The organism is Bacillus sp. TH17 (assembly GCF_016651125.1).
Lineage (GTDB): Bacteria > Bacillota > Bacilli > Bacillales > Bacillaceae_G > Bacillus_A > Bacillus_A mycoides.
On record NZ_JAEKEN010000001.1, the window covers coordinates 3,827,504 to 3,846,048 of the forward strand.

Genomic DNA, 18,545 nt, shown 5'->3' on the forward strand with positions numbered 1-18,545 from the left:
CATGTCACCTCCCATGCTAATTTTGTGTTAATCGCTTCACGATTTTCACTGTTTCGTACGCCGCTTTTTCAATTTGCTCTTTCGTATTTCCAAGTCCGAAACTAAAGCGTACGGATGAACGTATTTGATCGGAGTCTTTTCCGAACATCGCCACTAATACATGTGATGGATCAATCGAACCAGCTGTACAAGCAGAACCACTTGATACTGCAATGCCAGCTAAGTCTAAGTTTACAAGAAACGGTTCAATGTTCATTCCTGTAAAACTTATATTAAACACATGTGGTAAGCGATATTCCAAGTCTCCGTTTACCTCGAAATGAATGTCCTCATTTTTGAAGACAGATACCATTATATCTTTAAACTCTTCATATTGGGCATTTTTTTGCTCACGAGTTTTTTCAGCTAGCGAAACTGCATGTTGAAGTCCAACAATACTAGGTACATTTTCAGTACCAGCACGACGTTTTCTTTCTTGCTCTCCGCCTATTAATAACGGTTCAAATTTCACATTGACACCAGCATATAGGAACCCTACACCTTTTGGGCCGTTAATTTTGTGAGCAGAAATCGATAATAAATCAATACCAAACTCTTTCACATCTATTTCTATTAAACCGTAAGCTTGTACAGCATCTGTGTGGAAATAAGCTTGATGCTCTTTTAACAGCTTTCCTATTTCCACAATTGGTTGTATTGTCCCTACTTCATTATTCCCGAACATAATAGATACAAGAATCGTCTCTTCCGTTAGTGCCTTTTGTATGTCAGAAACTTGAACACGCCCTGTTTCATCAACAGGTAAATACGTCACTTCAAATCCTTCACGCTCTAACAATTCACACGTATGCAAAATCGCATGATGTTCAATTTGCGTTGTAATAACGTGGTTACCTTTATGACGATTCGCACGCGCTACACCTATAAGTGCTAAATTATCAGCTTCTGTACCACCGCTCGTGAATATAATTTCATTTGGACTCGCGTGAATGCTACGTGCACACACACGTCTCGCCTCATCTACCGCATGGCGCGTTTGACGCCCATAAAAGTGAATACTAGACGGGTTTCCAAATGTTTCTGTCATATATGGAATCATCTTTTCGACCACTTCTGGGTGAGTCGGAGATGTCGCAGCATGATCTAAGTAAATGCGTTCCATTAAATCTCCTTCTTTCCAAATCGTTTCACAAGGAATTAAATGTAAAACATATAGCCCCCGTGATTTTCTTCCTCATAACGTACTAAATCTTCTAAAGTTGTACTATCTAATACTTCTTGCACTGCATCACGAACACGCATCCATAATTGGCGTTGTGCTGGTTCTTCTTCTTCTATCATTTCTACAACACTAATTGGACCCTCTAGTACACGGATTACATCTCCAGCTGTAATGTTGACTGGCTGATCAGATAATACATATCCGCCATATGCCCCGCGCGTACTCTTTACAAGACGAGCGTTACGAAGTGGTGAAATTAATTGCTCTAAGTAATGCTCAGATAGGTCATGTGCCTGTGCAATTGATTTTAATGAAATTGGGCCTTCACCAAACTTTTTTGCAAGGTCGATCATAATTGTTAAGCCGTAGCGGCCTTTCGTTGAAATCTTCATCTATTTGCACCTCATTTCAAATTTTCACTTCTATTGGTTATATCTTATTTATCCCGCTATTTGCGGGCAGTAAAACTCCCACCTCAAAATTCGGCTGGAGCAAAGAAGTTAGGTGGGGGATGAACAAAACCCCACTAATTAAAGTTTCACTTTATAAAAGAACACAATTTAAAATCCTATGAAATTATAGCATAATATAGTATTATAAGAAATTTCAACTTGTGTATCAAAATGATAACATAAAATCACATTGAAAAACTCGGAAATTATTACAATTGAAAGAAAAATAGGAATATTCATATTCATCCCCCCCACAAAACAGCATCCTATTTCAAATTTCATCAAAAAAAATGGTACGATAGAATGAGATTATACATTAAGGGAGAGGGTCAAATGAAACAACCACTCGCACATCGAATGCGCCCTACAAATATTCAAGAAATTATCGGACAACAGCATTTAGTTGGTGAAGGCAAGATTTTATGGCGTATGGTCCAAGCAAATCATTTTCAATCAATGATTTTATACGGTCCTCCAGGCACAGGAAAAACATCAATCGCTAGCGCAATTGCAGGAAGTACTGGAACCCTGTTTCGCCTCTTAAACGCTGTTACTCACAATAAAAAAGATATGGAAGTTGTCGTACAAGAAGCGAAGATGCATCGGCACCTCGTTTTAATTTTGGATGAAGTTCATAGGCTAGATAAAGCGAAGCAAGACTTTCTATTACCCCATTTAGAAAGCGGACTCCTTACTTTAATTGGTGCAACGACAAGCAATCCGTTCCATGCTATTAATTCTGCTATTCGAAGTCGTTGTCAAATCTTCGAATTACACGCATTAACAGAAGATGATATTTTAATTGGCTTAAAACGAGCGCTTGAAGATAAAGAAAAAGGGCTTGGGGAATATGATGTAACTGTTACGGATGAAGCATTACATCACTTTGCAAATGCGTCAGGCGGAGATATGCGCTCAGCTTATAATGCACTTGAACTAGCTGTTTTATCTAGCTTTACAACTGACGACAAAGCCGCGGAAATTACACTTGAAATCGCAGAAGAATGCTTACAGAAAAAGAGTTTCGTTCACGACAAAGGTGGCGATGCTCACTATGACGTTTTATCTGCTTTTCAAAAATCAGTACGCGGAAGTGATGTGAACGCCGCACTTCATTATTTAGCACGTCTTATTGAAGCTGGTGACTTACAAAGCATCGGTAGACGTCTGCTTATTATGGCATATGAAGATATCGGACTTGCTAGCCCACAAGCTGGACAACGTACACTTGCAGCGATTGAATCAGCTGAACGGGTCGGCTTCCCAGAGGCACGCATACCACTTGCAAATGCTGTTATTGAACTTTGTCTATCACCGAAATCAAACTCGGCCTATAAAGCACTCGATGCCGCACTACACGATTTACGTAATGGCCAAACAGGCGATATTCCAAGTCATTTAAAAGATAGTCATTATAAAGGAGCCGAATCGTTAGGAAGAGGCATCGGATACTTATATCCACACGATCACCCAAACGGTTGGGTACAACAACAATACTTACCTGATAAAATTAAAAACAAGCAATATTATAAACCGAAAACGACAGGAAAATTTGAACAAGTACTTTCTACTGTTTATGAAAGATTACAAAGTTCGCATAAAACGAAGAATAAAGGGTAATATAAGCGAAAACGTCACCATTACGGAGGGTTCGCTTATGAAAACACGTCAAGATGCATGGACAAAAGAAGACGATCTCCTTTTAGCAGAAACTGTTTTACGACATATTCGCAGCGGAAGTACACAAATAAAAGCATTCGATGAAGTTGGTGATACATTAAACCGAACTTCAGCAGCTTGTGGCTTTCGATGGAATGCTGAAGTAAGACCATATTATGAAGATGCGGTGCAAATCGCAAAAAAACAACGTAAAGAATTAAAGCGTTCGGAAGCTAAAATAGAAAAAGAGCAGTTCACACAAACTCGGCAGCTCGTAATCGATGCCGAGTTTTCAGAAGATATTGTCCCAAATAAACAAGATCTTACAATGCAAAATGTCATCTCATTTTTGCAAAACTTGGAGCACAATAACCCTTCACTCGCAAAGTTGCAAACTGAAAATGACGTATTACAAGATCAGCTCACTTCCCTGCAAAAAATGAATAATGAACTTGAAGCAAAATTAGCTGTTCTCACAAAAAAACAACAAGCAATCGAAGAAGATTATGCAATGCTTGTTAGAATTATGGATCGTGCTCGAAAACTTGTTTCAGTTGAAGAACAAGAAGAACAGATCGCTCCAATTTTCAAGACAGATCAAAATGGTAATTTAGATATTATTTATTCTGCAGAAAACTAAAAAGGATGTCACCTAGTCGGGGTTTCTGACTGTGTGGCATCTTTTTTCTTCGGTAAAAAGTATATTTTTAAATGAAGTTACATCGATTTACAGACAAAAATTGACAAAAATAAACCTCAAGTTCACACAAAGAAATATCAGGTAATAATTGGATATTCCTCACTTGAATGTTACTATAAAGATATATGTTTGAAAGGAGATGGTCGCTATTTCATTAATAGTCTTCAAAATAACACTCGGTATTCTCGTTCTAACATTAGGACTTTTTACCACTCAAAGTTTAAAAAAGACTTCCGCCTATAAGTCGGATAAATACGATTATTCTTTATTAGGATTACTTACATTCGAATTATTAGTATTGCAAATATCTGCAATTCTTTAAAACATAATAGAAAAAGCATATATCCTAGACGGATATATGCTTTCCTTTTATTCTTGCCCTACACGCTTCACTTCAACGTTTTTAATACGTTCACGTACAACGTGACTTGCCATAATTAGGCCTGCCACAGATGGTACGAATGCATTTGATGAAGGTGGTAATTTCGCTTTACGAATTTTTGCATTTTCGTCTGGTACGATTTCTTTACGTACTTCTTCACGAATTACGATTGGGTTTTCGTCAGAGAAGACAACTTTTACACCTTTTTTAATACCATCTTTACGAAGCTTCGTACGAATTACTTTCGCAATTGGATCTGTATGTGTTTTAGAAATGTCCGCAATACGGAAACGAGTTGGGTCCATTTTATTTGCCGCACCCATACATGAGATGATTTTGATTTTACGACGTAAACATTGTTTAATTAAATGAATTTTGAACGTAATCGTATCAGATGCATCTACTACGAAATCTAAACCGTGTTTAAAGAACTCTTCATATGTTTCATCTGTATAAAACATCTCTAGTCCAATTACTTCACACTCTGGATTAATATCTGCAATACGCTCTTTCATTAATTCTACTTTTGAACGTCCTACAGTAGATACTAACGCGTGAATTTGACGGTTTACGTTTGTAATATCTACAACATCTTTGTCAACTAATACAAGACGTCCTACGCCAGAACGTGCTAACGCTTCTGCCGAAAATGATCCTACGCCGCCAATACCTAAAATACCGACTGTACTATTTTTTAATATTTCAAGGCCCTCTTTTCCAAAGGCTAATTCATTACGTGAAAATTGATGTAACATTCAGCTCTACACTCCTATTACAAAAATGGTCTACCATGTATTCTAGCCTTTTTCCGACTATTTGTATAGAAAAAGTTATAGAATTCCTAAAAATACATATTTCAAACAAGGAAAACATAATGTAAACCGGACTTTTTAAACAACCTCTATAAAAAAAGCCTAGATGGGGTTAGTATAACCATCTAGACTCTATTCTTACTTCTCTTCTTTCAAGCTCAATTTTAAGCTTAGCTCTTCAAGCTGAGCTTCTGCAACTGGGCTTGGCGCTTCTGTTAATAAGCAGCTTGCGCTTGCTGTTTTCGGGAATGCAATTGTATCACGAAGGTTCGTACGACCTGCAAGTAACATAACAAGACGGTCTAAACCTAATGCGATTCCGCCGTGTGGTGGTGTACCGTATTCGAATGCTTCTAATAAGAATCCGAATTGTTCTTGTGCTTCTTCTTGTGAGAATCCAAGTGCTTTGAACATTTTTTCTTGTACGTCACGCTCGTAAATACGAAGTGATCCACCACCAAGCTCATAACCGTTTAATACAAGGTCATATGCTTGTGCACGTGCTTTTTCTGGTGCTGTTTCTAATAACTCAACGTCTTCACGGAATGGCATTGTGAATGGGTGGTGAGCTGCGAAGTAACGATCTGCATCTTCATCGTACTCAAGAAGTGGCCAATCAGTTACCCATAGGAAGTTAAATTTACTTTCGTCAATTAACTCGAGTTCTTTACCTAGACGTAAACGAAGTGCACCTAAGCTATCTGCAACAACACTTTTCTTATCTGCTACGAATAGTAATAAGTCACCAGCATCCGCTTCTAATGTACTCATTAACACGTTTGCCTCTTCTTCACCGAAGAATTTCGCAATCGGTCCTTTTAAGCCGTCTTCTTCAACTTTAAGCCAAGCTAGACCTTTTGCACCGTATACTTTGGCGAATTCAGTTAATGCATCGATGTCTTTACGAGAGTATTTGCTCGCTGCACCTTTTGCGTTAATCGCTTTTACTTGTCCGCCGTTTTCTACAGCACTTGTAAATACTTTAAATCCACAACCTACTGCAAATTCAGATAGGTCTTTTAGTTCCATTTCAAAGCGTGTATCCGGCTTATCAGAACCAAAGCGAGCCATTGCATCAGCATATTTCATACGAGGGAATGGTGCACTAACTTCTACACCTTTTGCATCCTTCATGACTTTCGTCATCATACGCTCCATCATTTCTAAAATTTCATCTTGTGTTAAGAATGATGCCTCGATATCAATTTGCGTGAATTCCGGTTGACGGTCCGCACGTAAATCTTCGTCACGGAAACAACGTGCTACTTGATAGTAACGCTCAAATCCACCGACCATAAGAAGCTGTTTAAATAGCTGCGGAGATTGAGGTAATGCATAAAATTCACCATCATGCACACGGCTTGGTACTAAATAGTCGCGAGCTCCTTCTGGCGTGCTCTTCGTTAAAATTGGTGTTTCAACTTCTAAGAACTCTTCTGTATCTAAGAAGTTACGAATTGTTTTCGTTACGTCATGACGCATTTTGAATGTGTTGAACATTGCAGGACGACGTAAGTCTAAGTAACGATATTTTAAACGCACATCTTCTGATGCATCTGTATCATCAGCAATAATGATTGGCGTTGTTTTCGCTGCGTTTAATACATTTACTTTCGATGCTTGTACTTCAATACGACCAGTTGCCATATTATCATTAATTGCGCCTTCACCACGTTCAACAACTGTACCTTCTACGTGCAATACGTATTCGCTACGAATCGTTTCTGCTACTTCTAACGCTTCTTTTGATGTTTCTGGATTAAATACAACTTGTACGATACCTGTACGGTCACGTAAGTCGATAAAGATTAATCCGCCTAAATCACGGCGTTTTTGTACCCAACCTTTTAATTGAACTGTTTGTCCAACCGCTTCTACTGTTACTTTTCCGCATGCATGTGTTCTTTCAGCCACTTTAAGTTCCCCCTATATTAATTTCTCTGCTACATATGAAGCAAATACATCTAACGCTACTTCTTCTTGTCCGCCTGTTGCCATATCTTTTAAGTTAATGATGCCTTTATCTAGCTCATCTTCCCCTAGTACAGCTACGTATTTCGCATTTAAACGATCTGCAGATTTAAATTGTGCTTTCATTTTGCGATCTAAATAATCTTTTTCAACTGATAATCCAGCTTTACGAAGATCGAACGCAACTTTTGCAGCACGGTCTTTCGCTTTTTCACCAAGTGCTACAACGTAACAATCAATACTATGTTCAATTGGTAACTCAATATTTTCAGCCTTCAGCGCCATAATTAAACGCTCAATACTCATCGCAAAACCGATACCTGGCATTTCCGGTCCACCGATTTCTTGTACAAGTCCGTTATAACGGCCACCGCCACTTAATGTTGTGATAGCACCGAAACCTTCTGCCTCACTCATAATTTCAAAAACAGTGTGTTGGTAGTAATCTAAACCACGTACTAAATTCGGATCTTTCTCAAATGGAACATCCATCATCGTTAGTAGTTCTTGTACTTTGTCGTAGTATACTGCTGAATCTTCGTTTAAGTATTCTGTAATAGATGGTGCCGTGCTCATTAATTCATGATTACGGTCCTTCTTACAGTCTAAAATACGGAGAGGGTTTTTTTCTAAGCGAGATTGGCAATCAGAACAGAATTCTCCGATGCGCGGCTCAAAATGAGCAATTAACGCATCACGGTGCGCTTGACGACTCGCTGCATCACCTAAGCTATTTAATACAACTTTAATATTTTTTAAGCCCATGCCGCGGTAAAACTCTACAGCAAGTGCAATTACTTCTGCATCAATTGCTGGATCGTTACTACCAATTGCTTCAATACCGAATTGTACGAATTGACGATAGCGACCTGCTTGTGGTCTTTCGTAACGGAACATTTGACCAATATAGTATAATTTCGTTGGTTGTGTTGCATCACCGAACATTTTGTTTTCAACGTAAGAACGTACAACAGGCGCAGTACCTTCTGGACGTAATGTTAAACTACGCTCTCCACGGTCTTGGAATGAATACATTTCTTTTTGTACGATATCTGTCGTATCACCAACACCACGTAAAAATAGCTCTGTATGCTCAAAAATTGGTGTACGAATTTCTTTATAATTGTAACGACGGCAAATGTCGCGCGCTTGCCCTTCGATATACTGCCATAACTCAACACTACCTGGAAGAATATCTTGCGTTCCGCGTGGGATTTGAATAGACATATTCAGTTCCTCCTCAAATTGTTTTAATCTTAATAAAAATAAAAAAACTCCCGCCCCTACTGTTTGAACAGTAGGGACGAGAGTATTATACCCGTGGTGCCACCCTAATTGAAGCACGTATGCTTCCACTTTTTTAATAACGCTTAAATTTGCGTTCATCTCTACTAAGCGTATAAGCCTTTCAAGTTGAAACCTACAGAGTGTCATTCAATCAGTCATCATGTAGAAATGTTTTCAGCCTAGGACATTTCTTCTCTTTCCATGTGTATCTCATTTACTCTCCTCTATCAACGGCTATATTCATATGTAAATATAAAATTACTATACGTTTGTTGAGTAGGATTGTCAAGTGCTCTAAGAGCGCTCAATTTGCTTCTTTAGGCGCTTTACATCTTGTAGTGAAATTCCAAACTCAGAAGCAAGCTCCATTGAAGTATTGTTTTGTTCTTTTGAAATAAAATCATGAAAATTTACGTTAAACAGTTGATTTGCACCATTTGTAACAGAATGCCCTTTTTCATTCATACGCATACGTATATCCCTCACATTCAATATAGATGTTTTACTTTTTATTGTTCCATATTGATGAAAGAGTTATACATAACCGAAACAGCTATTGATTCCAAATAAAGTGAAACTTTAATGAATAGGGGTTTTGTCCATCGCCACTCATTATTAGCCCTCACTAATCAGGCTTTTACGAGCAGTGGATCTCCCACAAATAGCGGGATAAATGAACAAAACATACAACAATGTATGAAAAAAGAGAGGACCTATAATCCTCTCTTCCCCGGCAACACTATTTACTTTCTACAATTAAGGTCACCGGACCATCATTGATTAAAGAAACGTCCATCATTGCTCCGAACTGTCCTGTCTCCACATGCAGTCCTTGTTTACGAACTTCTTCATTAAAGAAATCATATAAATGTTCTGCATAATCAGGTTTCGCAGCATCCATAAAGTTTGGACGTCTTCCTTTACGGCAATCTCCGTATAATGTAAATTGCGAAATAGATAGAACTTGTCCCTTCATATCAAGTACAGAGTGGTTCATCTTTCCGCTCTCATCTTCAAAAATACGTAGGTTTGCAATTTTTTCTGCGATATAAGTTGCATCTTTTTCTGTATCTTCATGCGTAATGCCAACTAGTAATGTTAAACCGAATGGAATTTGTCCTACAATCTCGCCATCTACTGTGACAGACGCTTCCTTTGATCGTTGTAAAACAACTCTCATCTTTTCTACACTCCCTATTAATGCATCATGCGTCGTACGGCATAAATTTCTGGAACACGTTTAATGCGCTCTACTACTTTTTTCAAGTGTTGTAAGTTTCGAATAGAAATCGACATGTTAATCGTTGCCATCTTATTACGATCACTTCTACCAGAAACAGCTGAGATATACGTCTTCGTTTCTGTAACAGCTTGTAATACTTCATTCAATAAACCACGACGATCATAGCCTGAAATTTCAATATCAACATTGTACTCAATTTCTTTTTCAGGACTACCTTCCCAATCTACTTCTAGTAAACGCTCCACCGCTTCTTCTGTATGCACATTGACGCAATCGCAACGGTGAATTGATACGCCTCGACCTTTCGTAATATACCCAACGATATCATCGCCTGGAACTGGGTTACAGCATTTTGATAAACGAATTAACAAATTATCTGCACCACTTACCTTTACACCAGAATCCCATTTTCGAATTTTCATCGGTTTACGAACTTCTTTAACTTCAACGATGTCTTCTTCTTCACGTTGTTTACGGAACTTGTCCGTTAGTCGCGTAACAATTTGCGCTGCTGTAATTCCGTTATATCCAACTGCTGCAAACATATCTTCTTCATTTGCAAAGTTAAACTTCTCAGCGACACGTTTTAAATTATCAAGCGCTAATACTTCTTTCATCTCATACTCTAAGCCACGCACTTCTTTTTCAACAAGTTCACGGCCTTTTTCAATATTTTCATCTCTACGTTGTTTCTTAAAGAATTGACGTATTTTATTTTTCGCATGAGATGTTTGAGCAAGCTTTACCCAATCTTGACTTGGACCATACGAATGTTTCGATGTTAAAATTTCAATGATGTCACCAGTTTTCAACTTATAATCAAGCGTCACCATTTTCCCATTTACTTTTGCACCAATTGTCTTGTTTCCAATTTCCGAATGGACACGATACGAAAAATCAATTGGAACAGAGCCAAGTGGTAATTCCATTACATCGCCTTTTGGTGTAAAGACGAATACCATGTCAGAGAATAAATCAATTTTTAATGACTCCATAAATTCTTCTGCATTAGAAGCTTCATTTTGCCATTCTAATATTTGACGGAACCAAGTTAGTTTCTTCTCTAATGTACCCGTTGTTTCTGCTGCTTTACCTTCTTTATACGCCCAATGTGCCGCGATTCCGAATTCTGCAATCTCATGCATTTCTTTCGTACGAATTTGCACTTCTAGCGGATCACCTTTTGGTCCAATTACAGTCGTATGAAGAGATTGATATAAATTTGCTTTCGGCATTGCAATATAATCTTTAAAACGACCTGGCATTGGTTTCCAGCACGTATGAATAATTCCAAGCACCGCATAGCAATCTTTAATACTATTCACAACGACACGTACAGCTAGTAAATCGTAAATTTCATTGAATTGTTTATTTTGCAATGCCATTTTACGATAAATACTGTAAATATGTTTTGGTCTTCCAGAAATCTCAGGTTGAATTGAAACCTCTTTTAATTTCTCGCGAATGCCAGTCATTACTTCATCTAAATATTCTTCACGCTCTGCACGTTTACGCTTCATTAAATTCACAATACGATAATATTGCTGCGGGTTTAAATAGCGAAGTGACGTATCCTCTAACTCCCATTTAATAGTACTAATTCCGAGTCTATGTGCTAAAGGTGCAAAGATTTCTAACGTTTCATTCGCAATGCGACGCTGCTTCTCTTGAGGCAAATGTTTCAATGTACGCATGTTATGAAGACGATCAGCTAGTTTAATTAAAATAACTCGAATATCTTGAGCCATTGCAATAAACATTTTGCGATGGTTTTCTGCTTGTTGCTGCTCATGGGATTTGTATTTAATCTTTCCAAGCTTTGTAACACCATCGACAAGCATAGCGATTTCTTTATTAAATTCCCGTTCAATGTCTTCTAATGTAATTTCTGTATCTTCCACTACATCATGTAAGAAACCTGCCGATACTGTAGCCGGATCCATGTGTAAATCAACTAAAATACCTGCAACTTGAATTGGGTGAATAATATATGGTTCACCCGATTTTCTATATTGTTCGCTATGTGCATCACGCGCATATTCATAGGCACGTGCCACTAGCTCAATATCTCCATCCGCTAAATATTGACTTGCTTTCTCGAGTACCTGTTCAGCTGTTAGTACTTGCTCATTTGCCATCGAATCACCTTTTATTGAAAATTGACTTTATCTTTATTGAATAGAATAAATTATATTCTATCATTATAACCCAATGATTGTGAATTGTGAAAAGGAAAAGATTTTACTGACATTTCACCATGTTTTTTTGTGCAATTATACAAAAGTACCCGCTCCTCTCCAAGAGATTCACGGGTACTTTTTTATCACCGTAGTTTCACCTATATAATGATTAGTATTTTTCTAATACTAATACATCGTAACCATCTAACATTTTACGACCATCTAAGTAAGTAAGCTCTACTAAAAATGCAATTCCTGCTACAACTCCACCAAGTTCTTCAACTAGTTTAATTGTCGCTTCGATTGTTCCACCTGTAGCTAATAAGTCATCTGTAATTAATACACGTTGGCCTGGCTTAATTGCATCTTTATGGATTGTTAAAACATCCGTTCCATATTCTTTACCGTAGTCAACTGTAATTACTTCACGTGGTAATTTTCCTAATTTACGAACTGGTGCGAAACCTACTTCTAATGCATAAGAAACTGGGCAACCAATAATAAAACCACGAGCTTCTGGTCCTACTACAACATCAATGTCTCTTTTATTTGCATACTCAACGATTGCATCTGTTGCTGCTTTATATGCTTTTCCGTCGTTCATTAAAGGTGTAATGTCTTTAAACACAATACCTTCTTTCGGATAATCTGGTACAATTGCGATATGTTGCTTGAAATCCATATTTCTGAATCCTCCTCAGATATAAAAGGTTTGTAAATACAAATCCTTTACCCTAACTGTTCTACTTATTTATGATCACGAATCGTTTCAAACCATGTATATAGTTGCTGATATGTGCTATAAACCAATTCTTTCTCTAATTGTAAGTGGTTCATTTTCTCACGATATGTGTTCGATTCAATTAAATCACGCTTTTGTTTTTTGTCTGCCATAAAAATGACACCGTCTTTTATTGTAACAAATTCTAACTCAAAAAACACCTGTGTCATGAAATTTACTGTATCTTTTGACCAACCTTTATGACGACACAGTTGTTCCCCATATTGCCTTAAAGAAAATGGTGTTTTTTGGCTTAAGAAAGAATAGTACCATTTAAAATGTTCCCTCGTTGGGACCGTACTAAATAAATGATTATTCTCTTGATAAAATAGCGTGTAAATTCGAGCTGGGAATCCAGCCTTAAATACATCACCTAATTCATCTGTTCCTTTCGGCAAATCAAGTAGCACAATGTATTGATCATCAAAATGAGCTACCTCTGATGCATACACGAGCTGTTCTTTATAGCCTTCTAAAGAAAATTTATTCAATACCTCTTCAGAAAAATACACCAATGTTATTTTTTCTTTCGGAAGTTCTGCTAAATTTGCTTCTACATTACGCATACTACGCCAGTCAAATAATTGCCATGCCTCTACAGCAATATCTTGCACCATTAATTGCGGCTTTTTAAAGTTATTCCATTCATTAATGGACACTTCTCCTACTACAGAAACCTTCGCAACTGGAGAGATTTCTTTCGCATAAGTACCAAATCCAAATCCAATCGTGTCCAGTGTTGCTTGTCCATCACGAAGAGCCATTTTTAAATGTGAACCATCAGATCCAATTGCACGGATACTTTCTAATTCGGCATCTTTCACCGCAATACGCGGTTTCGGATTTCCTACGCCAAATGGCGCTAACTTTTGCATATCCTCAATCGCGGCAAGCGTTACATCCTCTACTTTACAAAATGCATCCACTGCTGTAATCGGAATAAAATCTTCTGCTGTTAAAATTACATCAGCTTGCTCATTTAATCTGCGTCTTAATTCATCCACATCATTCATATTAAGCGTCATTCCCGCTGCCATCGGATGACCTCCGAAATGCGGTAACAATTCACGGCAATCTGAAAGGTTTGCAAACAAATCAAATCCTGCAATACTACGAGCCGATCCCTTTGCTGTTTCTTTATGAGGATCAATGCTTAATACAATCGTTGGACGATAAAAACGTTCAACTAACTTAGAAGCGACAATTCCAATTACCCCTGGATTCCAACCTTCTTTTGCAAGGACTAATACTTTATTTTCTTCTGGCGGGAAATTATTTTCGACTTCAGCGATAGCTTCTTCAGTAATTTGCTTTACAATATCTTTTCGAAGTTTGTTCAGCTCATCAATTTCTTCAGCTAGTTCTTTCGCTTCCTCTGGATCTTCTGATAATAAAAGGTGTACAGCAGGTGTTGCATCTTCCAAACGACCAACTGCATTAATACGAGGTGCGAGTGCGAACCCGATGCTTTCTTCTGTAATTTCGCTTTGCGAAACGTTAGCAACTTTAAATAATGCCTTTAAACCGATATTCCGAGTCATTCGCATATGCTTCAGTCCACGCTGTACTAACAATCTATTTTCACCATGAAGCGATACTAAATCGGCTACCGTACCGATTACTGCAATTTCCAACAAATGCTCTGGCACACGGCCCAAAAGTGCATGTGCAACTTTAAATGCAACACCAACACCCGCTAAATAATGAAACGGATAAACACCGCCTTCTAATTTCGGGTGAATAATCGCAAGTGCCTCTGGTAATTCTGGTGGTGGCTCATGATGATCTGTAATAATAAGATCTATTCCAAGTTCCTTCGCTACCTTCGCTTCATGTACCGCTGCGATACCAGTATCGACAGTAATAATTAGTGAGAACCCTGCACTGTGCGCCCAACGAAACGCTTCTTCATTTGGCCCATAGCCTTCAGTAAAACGATTTGGAATATAAAACTCTACTTCTGCACCTAATTCTTTGAGAGCAAGATATAACACAGTCGTACTACTTACTCCGTCCGCATCGTAATCGCCAAATATTAATATTTGTTCTCCATTTTCAATAGCTTTTTTCACACGTTCTACAGTCCGATCCATTCCTTCAAGTAAAAATGGATCATGAAATTCTTGATCTGTTGTATTTAAAAAGTCTACAATCTTATCTTCTGTATTTAAGCCTCTGCCAAGAAATAATGAAGTCACAAGAGGTGATAGTTGCAATTTATTTGCTAATTCACTCACTAGTTCCTCATTATATTCTTTTTCTTTCCAACGCGTCTTCGGTTGTAACACGAAATCACCCCTTAACCTATCCATTATACAAGACAGATTAAGGGGTGACAATATAATGCAAACTACGATTCGATATCTATATAATTAAATATCTGTTATGTTTAATTTGGAGAATACGGATTAATATGTACAAAAACGTTTTGTACGTTATCTTGTTTCATAAGTTTTTCTTTTACATGTTTTCCGATGCGGTGACCTTCTTCTACAGTGATATATGGATCTACAGATACTTTAATATCGACAATAACATAGTGGCCATGTTCTCTTGCATATAAAGAGCCTATTTTTTTCACACCTTCCACTTGAAAAACTGCCTCCCTAAGCGGAACAACATCTTCTTCATGCAGAACATGATCGAGCGTTGCATGAATAGCTTCTGCTCCAATACTCCATGCCATCTTAGCAACGAGAATTGAAACAAATAATCCCGCAATTGGATCGGCATATACAAGCCAATCTATACCTAACTTACCACCGATAATAGCTGCACAAATGCCGATTAAAGCTGCAATTGAAGAAAACACATCCGAACGATGTTCATATGCATTTGCAATAATTGCAGCACTATTTATCCTCTTCCCTAATCGATATTTATACTGAAACATCCCTTCTTTCACTACAATCGAAAGAATAACTGCAAAAATCGTAATTCCTTTTGGTGGTTCCAAATCTTGTGAAAAAGCTTTTATAGACGAAATTGCTATCTCTATTCCAACAATAAATAATAATACCGCAACAATAATCGCTGAAATCGATTCCGCTTTACCATGACCATACGGATGATCTTCATCAGGCGGTTGCTTTGCCGCTCGTAATCCAAAAAGTACAGCTAACGAGCCAATTACATCTGATCCAGAATGCACTGCATCCGCTAAAAGTGCCTTACTGTTTCCAATATAACCAATTACCGCTTTTACAATCGCTAATATAATATTACCAACGATTCCGACAATAGCACCAAACTCGGCCTGTTTAAAACGTTCATCTTTTTCCATAATTGAAATCCCTTCTTTTCTTAACCTATCTTTTTATCCCGCTATTTGCGGGCAGTAAGCCCCCCACCTCAAAATCCGGCAAATACAAGGAAGTTAGGTGGGAGATCAACTGCCCGTAAAAGCCCGATTGGTGAGGGCTAATAATAAGTGGGGATGAACAAAACCCCCACTTATTAAAGTTTCACTTTATTTTAACAAAATCAGCGATAACATCACCACTTTATTCCATTTCATTCTTTCAAAAGTTGCTATCTTATTGTATCCACAAACGAAAAAAGAGATGCCTCATAATGAGACATCATCTTTTTTATACTTGCGGTTCAGGTTCTTCTTTCTCAACCTTCTTCTTGTTTTTGCCCTTTTTCAAACGACGGTTTTCAAGCATTAACCAAATTTGAGAAGCAACGAAAATAGAAGAGTATGTACCTACAACTAATCCAATTAATAATGCAAGTGAGAAGTTACGCAGTGATTCACTACCGAAAATAAGTAGTGTGATTACTGGGAATAACACTGTTAACACTGTATTAATTGAACGACCAATTGTTTGACGAATACTTGAGTTTACGATTTCTTCTAAATCTTTTATGTCGCGAACTCGTTTTTTCTGTTTGTATAACTCACGGTTTCTATCAAACGTAACGATTGAGTCATTGATAGAGTAACCAATAATCGTTAATACCGCAGCGATAAACGTTAAGTCTACCTCTATCTGGAAAAGACTAAACACAACCATCATAACGAATGCATCATGTAATAATGCGATTACTGCAGATACTGCGTACGTAAGACGGAAACGAATACTTACATATAAAACGATTACTGCAGAAGCAATTAGTACTGCGATAAATGCATTTCGTGCAATCTCTTTACCGATTGTCGGCGAAACTGTACTTACATTCGGATCTGTACCGTATTTATCGTGGAAGAATGTTTTTGTTTTCGCAATTTCATCTTTCGATAGAACACCTACTGTACGAACTGCGAAACCTTTATTGTCATCTCCGGTCGGTACAATATCTTCTTCCTTCACATCGATGTTCAATTCTTTCAAATCTTTATGAACATTAGAAACAGTAGTTGCTTGTTTTGATTGCAAGTCGATACGTGTACCACTTGCAAAGTCAATACCAAGATTCATTTTGAAAATCGGTAATATAATTGCCCCAGCAATTACAACTACAATTGAGAATAAGAAAAATTTATGACCGATATTTACGAAGTTAATACGATCAAATCTCGTCGGTGGATGTACTACACCTTTTGTTAATGGAATAATATCCTTTTCCTTAACACCAAAGTAAGATAGTTTCTTATCAAAGTAACGGCTCTTTACAAGTAAACCTAGTAAGAAACGAGTACCGAATACGTTCGTAATGAAACCAACTAAAATACTTACGATTAAACTTGTTGCGAATCCTTTTACAGAGCTATTACCGTAAGCGAATAATACACCAGCTGCTGCAATTGTTGTAATGTTCGCATCTAAAATTGTCGCTAATGAACGATGGTTACCAGCACGGAATGCTGACATCATCGACTTACCAATTTTAAGCTCTTCCTTCAATCTCTCGTACGTAATGATATTCGCATCAACTGCGATACCAACCCCGAGCACTAATGCCGCAATCCCCGGTAACGTAAGAACTGCATGCATCCAGTTAAAGACAAGTAATGTAACGAAAATGTATAAACCTAACATAATAACCGCTACAAGTCCTGGTAAACGGTAGAATACAAGCATGAATAAGAAGATAATAGCAATACCGATCGCACTAGCGAAAATCGTTTGCTCTAATGCTTGTTGACCAAATTTCGCTCCAACAGATGTTGAATACATTTCTTTTAAATCAACAGGAAGTGCACCTGCATTTAATAAAGATGAAAGTTCTTTCGCACTTTCAACTGTAAAGTTTCCACCTACGATAGATACTTCAGCTTGGTTAAATACTTGGCTTACTGTTGCTGCTGATAAAAACTTCGGATTCGGTTTTGCAGATTCTGCTTTATATGAATCTTTTCCTTCTTCAAAATCAAGCCAAATTACCATTAAATTCGTTGGTGGTGGCATTTTTGAAATCTTTTCAGTTACTTCACGGAATTTCTCAGCGCTTTTTAGTGTAAGACCTACGCTCGCACGGCCTTGCTCATCAAATGTTTGCTTCGCTCCACCGCCTTTTAAATCCGCTCCGTCCATAAGCAGGTTATCATCCACATCACGGAATGTTAGTTTCGCTTGTGTTGATAACATTTCACGTGCTTTTTGCTGATCTTGTACACCAGCAAGCTGTACACGAATTCGATCTTCCCCTTCGATTTGAATGTTCGGCTCACTTACACCAAGAACATTGACACGATTTTCAAGAGCACCTACTGTACTTACAAGTGCATCACGATCGATTTTATCACCTTTTTTGGCTGGTTTTACTTCATACAGAATTTCAAAACCACCGCGAAGGTCTAGTCCTAGACTAATTCCTTTTGCTATGTCTTTTCCTGCCGCACCAATTACTCCACCAATTAATAAAACGATGAGGAAAAAGGCGGCAATTCTTGTACCACGCTTTGCCATA

General features: G+C 37.8%; 14 protein-coding genes and 1 other annotated feature. Of the genes, 2 read left to right on the plus strand and 12 right to left on the minus strand.

Annotated elements, in window-relative coordinates; translation table 11 throughout:
- Window positions 1-16 precede the first annotated feature (16 nt).
- Together JFT95_RS19615 and cymR are read right to left on the minus strand one after the other, a co-directional pair.
- Complete coding sequence (locus JFT95_RS19615) at window positions 17-1,162, minus strand: cysteine desulfurase family protein (protein ID WP_201053010.1); 1,146 nt, start codon at window positions 1,160-1,162, stop codon at window positions 17-19.
- 35 nt (window positions 1,163-1,197) lie between these two features.
- On the minus strand, window positions 1,198-1,614 hold the full coding sequence (gene cymR, locus JFT95_RS19620; protein WP_000704117.1) for a cysteine metabolism transcriptional regulator CymR: 417 nt from the start codon (window positions 1,612-1,614) through the stop codon (window positions 1,198-1,200).
- Between the two features lie 393 nt (window positions 1,615-2,007).
- Here cymR and JFT95_RS19625 point away from each other — a divergent pair, with 393 nt between their 5' ends.
- Both JFT95_RS19625 and JFT95_RS19630 read left to right on the plus strand, forming a co-directional pair.
- On the plus strand, window positions 2,008-3,294 hold the full coding sequence (locus tag JFT95_RS19625) for a replication-associated recombination protein A (RefSeq protein ID WP_002167638.1): 1,287 nt from the start codon (window positions 2,008-2,010) through the stop codon (window positions 3,292-3,294).
- Window positions 3,295-3,331: 37 nt separating this feature from the next.
- Window positions 3,332-3,973 (plus strand): RsfA family transcriptional regulator, encoded by a 642-nt coding sequence (locus JFT95_RS19630; RefSeq protein WP_002034101.1) that lies wholly within the window; start codon window positions 3,332-3,334, stop codon window positions 3,971-3,973.
- 429 nt (window positions 3,974-4,402) lie between these two features.
- Here the strand turns inward: JFT95_RS19630 and JFT95_RS19635 are convergent, their stop codons facing one another.
- The 10 genes from JFT95_RS19635 to secDF form a co-directional block, all read right to left on the minus strand.
- Window positions 4,403-5,170, minus strand: coding sequence for a tRNA threonylcarbamoyladenosine dehydratase (locus tag JFT95_RS19635; RefSeq protein ID WP_000903181.1), 768 nt, complete (start codon window positions 5,168-5,170; stop codon window positions 4,403-4,405).
- Window positions 5,171-5,365: 195 nt separating this feature from the next.
- On the minus strand, window positions 5,366-7,141 hold the full coding sequence (gene aspS / locus JFT95_RS19640) for an aspartate--tRNA ligase (RefSeq protein WP_002015297.1): 1,776 nt from the start codon (window positions 7,139-7,141) through the stop codon (window positions 5,366-5,368).
- Between the two features lie 12 nt (window positions 7,142-7,153).
- Window positions 7,154-8,425, minus strand: coding sequence for a histidine--tRNA ligase (hisS, locus tag JFT95_RS19645; protein WP_012261743.1), 1,272 nt, complete (start codon window positions 8,423-8,425; stop codon window positions 7,154-7,156).
- Between the two features lie 69 nt (window positions 8,426-8,494).
- Window positions 8,495-8,725, minus strand: a binding site (T-box leader).
- Between the two features lie 54 nt (window positions 8,726-8,779).
- Complete coding sequence (locus tag JFT95_RS19650) at window positions 8,780-8,956, minus strand: hypothetical protein (RefSeq protein WP_001242605.1); 177 nt, start codon at window positions 8,954-8,956, stop codon at window positions 8,780-8,782.
- 268 nt (window positions 8,957-9,224) lie between these two features.
- Window positions 9,225-9,665 (minus strand): D-tyrosyl-tRNA(Tyr) deacylase, encoded by a 441-nt coding sequence (locus JFT95_RS19655; RefSeq protein WP_002015302.1) that lies wholly within the window; start codon window positions 9,663-9,665, stop codon window positions 9,225-9,227.
- A gap of 17 nt (window positions 9,666-9,682) precedes the next feature.
- Window positions 9,683-11,866 (minus strand): GTP diphosphokinase, encoded by a 2,184-nt coding sequence (gene relA, locus JFT95_RS19660; protein WP_002015304.1) that lies wholly within the window; start codon window positions 11,864-11,866, stop codon window positions 9,683-9,685.
- Between the two features lie 211 nt (window positions 11,867-12,077).
- Window positions 12,078-12,590 carry an adenine phosphoribosyltransferase gene (locus JFT95_RS19665; RefSeq protein WP_002015305.1) on the minus strand — a complete coding sequence of 171 codons (513 nt, stop codon included), beginning with the start codon at window positions 12,588-12,590 and terminating at the stop codon, window positions 12,078-12,080.
- 65 nt (window positions 12,591-12,655) lie between these two features.
- Window positions 12,656-14,977 (minus strand): single-stranded-DNA-specific exonuclease RecJ, encoded by a 2,322-nt coding sequence (gene recJ, locus JFT95_RS19670; RefSeq protein WP_201053011.1) that lies wholly within the window; start codon window positions 14,975-14,977, stop codon window positions 12,656-12,658.
- A 101-nt stretch (window positions 14,978-15,078) separates the two neighbouring features.
- The gene (locus tag JFT95_RS19675) at window positions 15,079-15,972 is read right to left on the minus strand and encodes a cation diffusion facilitator family transporter (RefSeq protein ID WP_002034095.1); all 894 of its coding nucleotides are present in this window, start codon (window positions 15,970-15,972) and stop codon (window positions 15,079-15,081) included.
- Window positions 15,973-16,279: 307 nt separating this feature from the next.
- Window positions 16,280-18,544: a protein translocase subunit SecDF gene (gene secDF / locus JFT95_RS19680; RefSeq protein WP_061689581.1), complete on the minus strand. Its 2,265-nt coding sequence runs from the start codon at window positions 18,542-18,544 to the stop codon at window positions 16,280-16,282.
- Between the last annotated feature and the right edge of the window lies 1 nt (window position 18,545).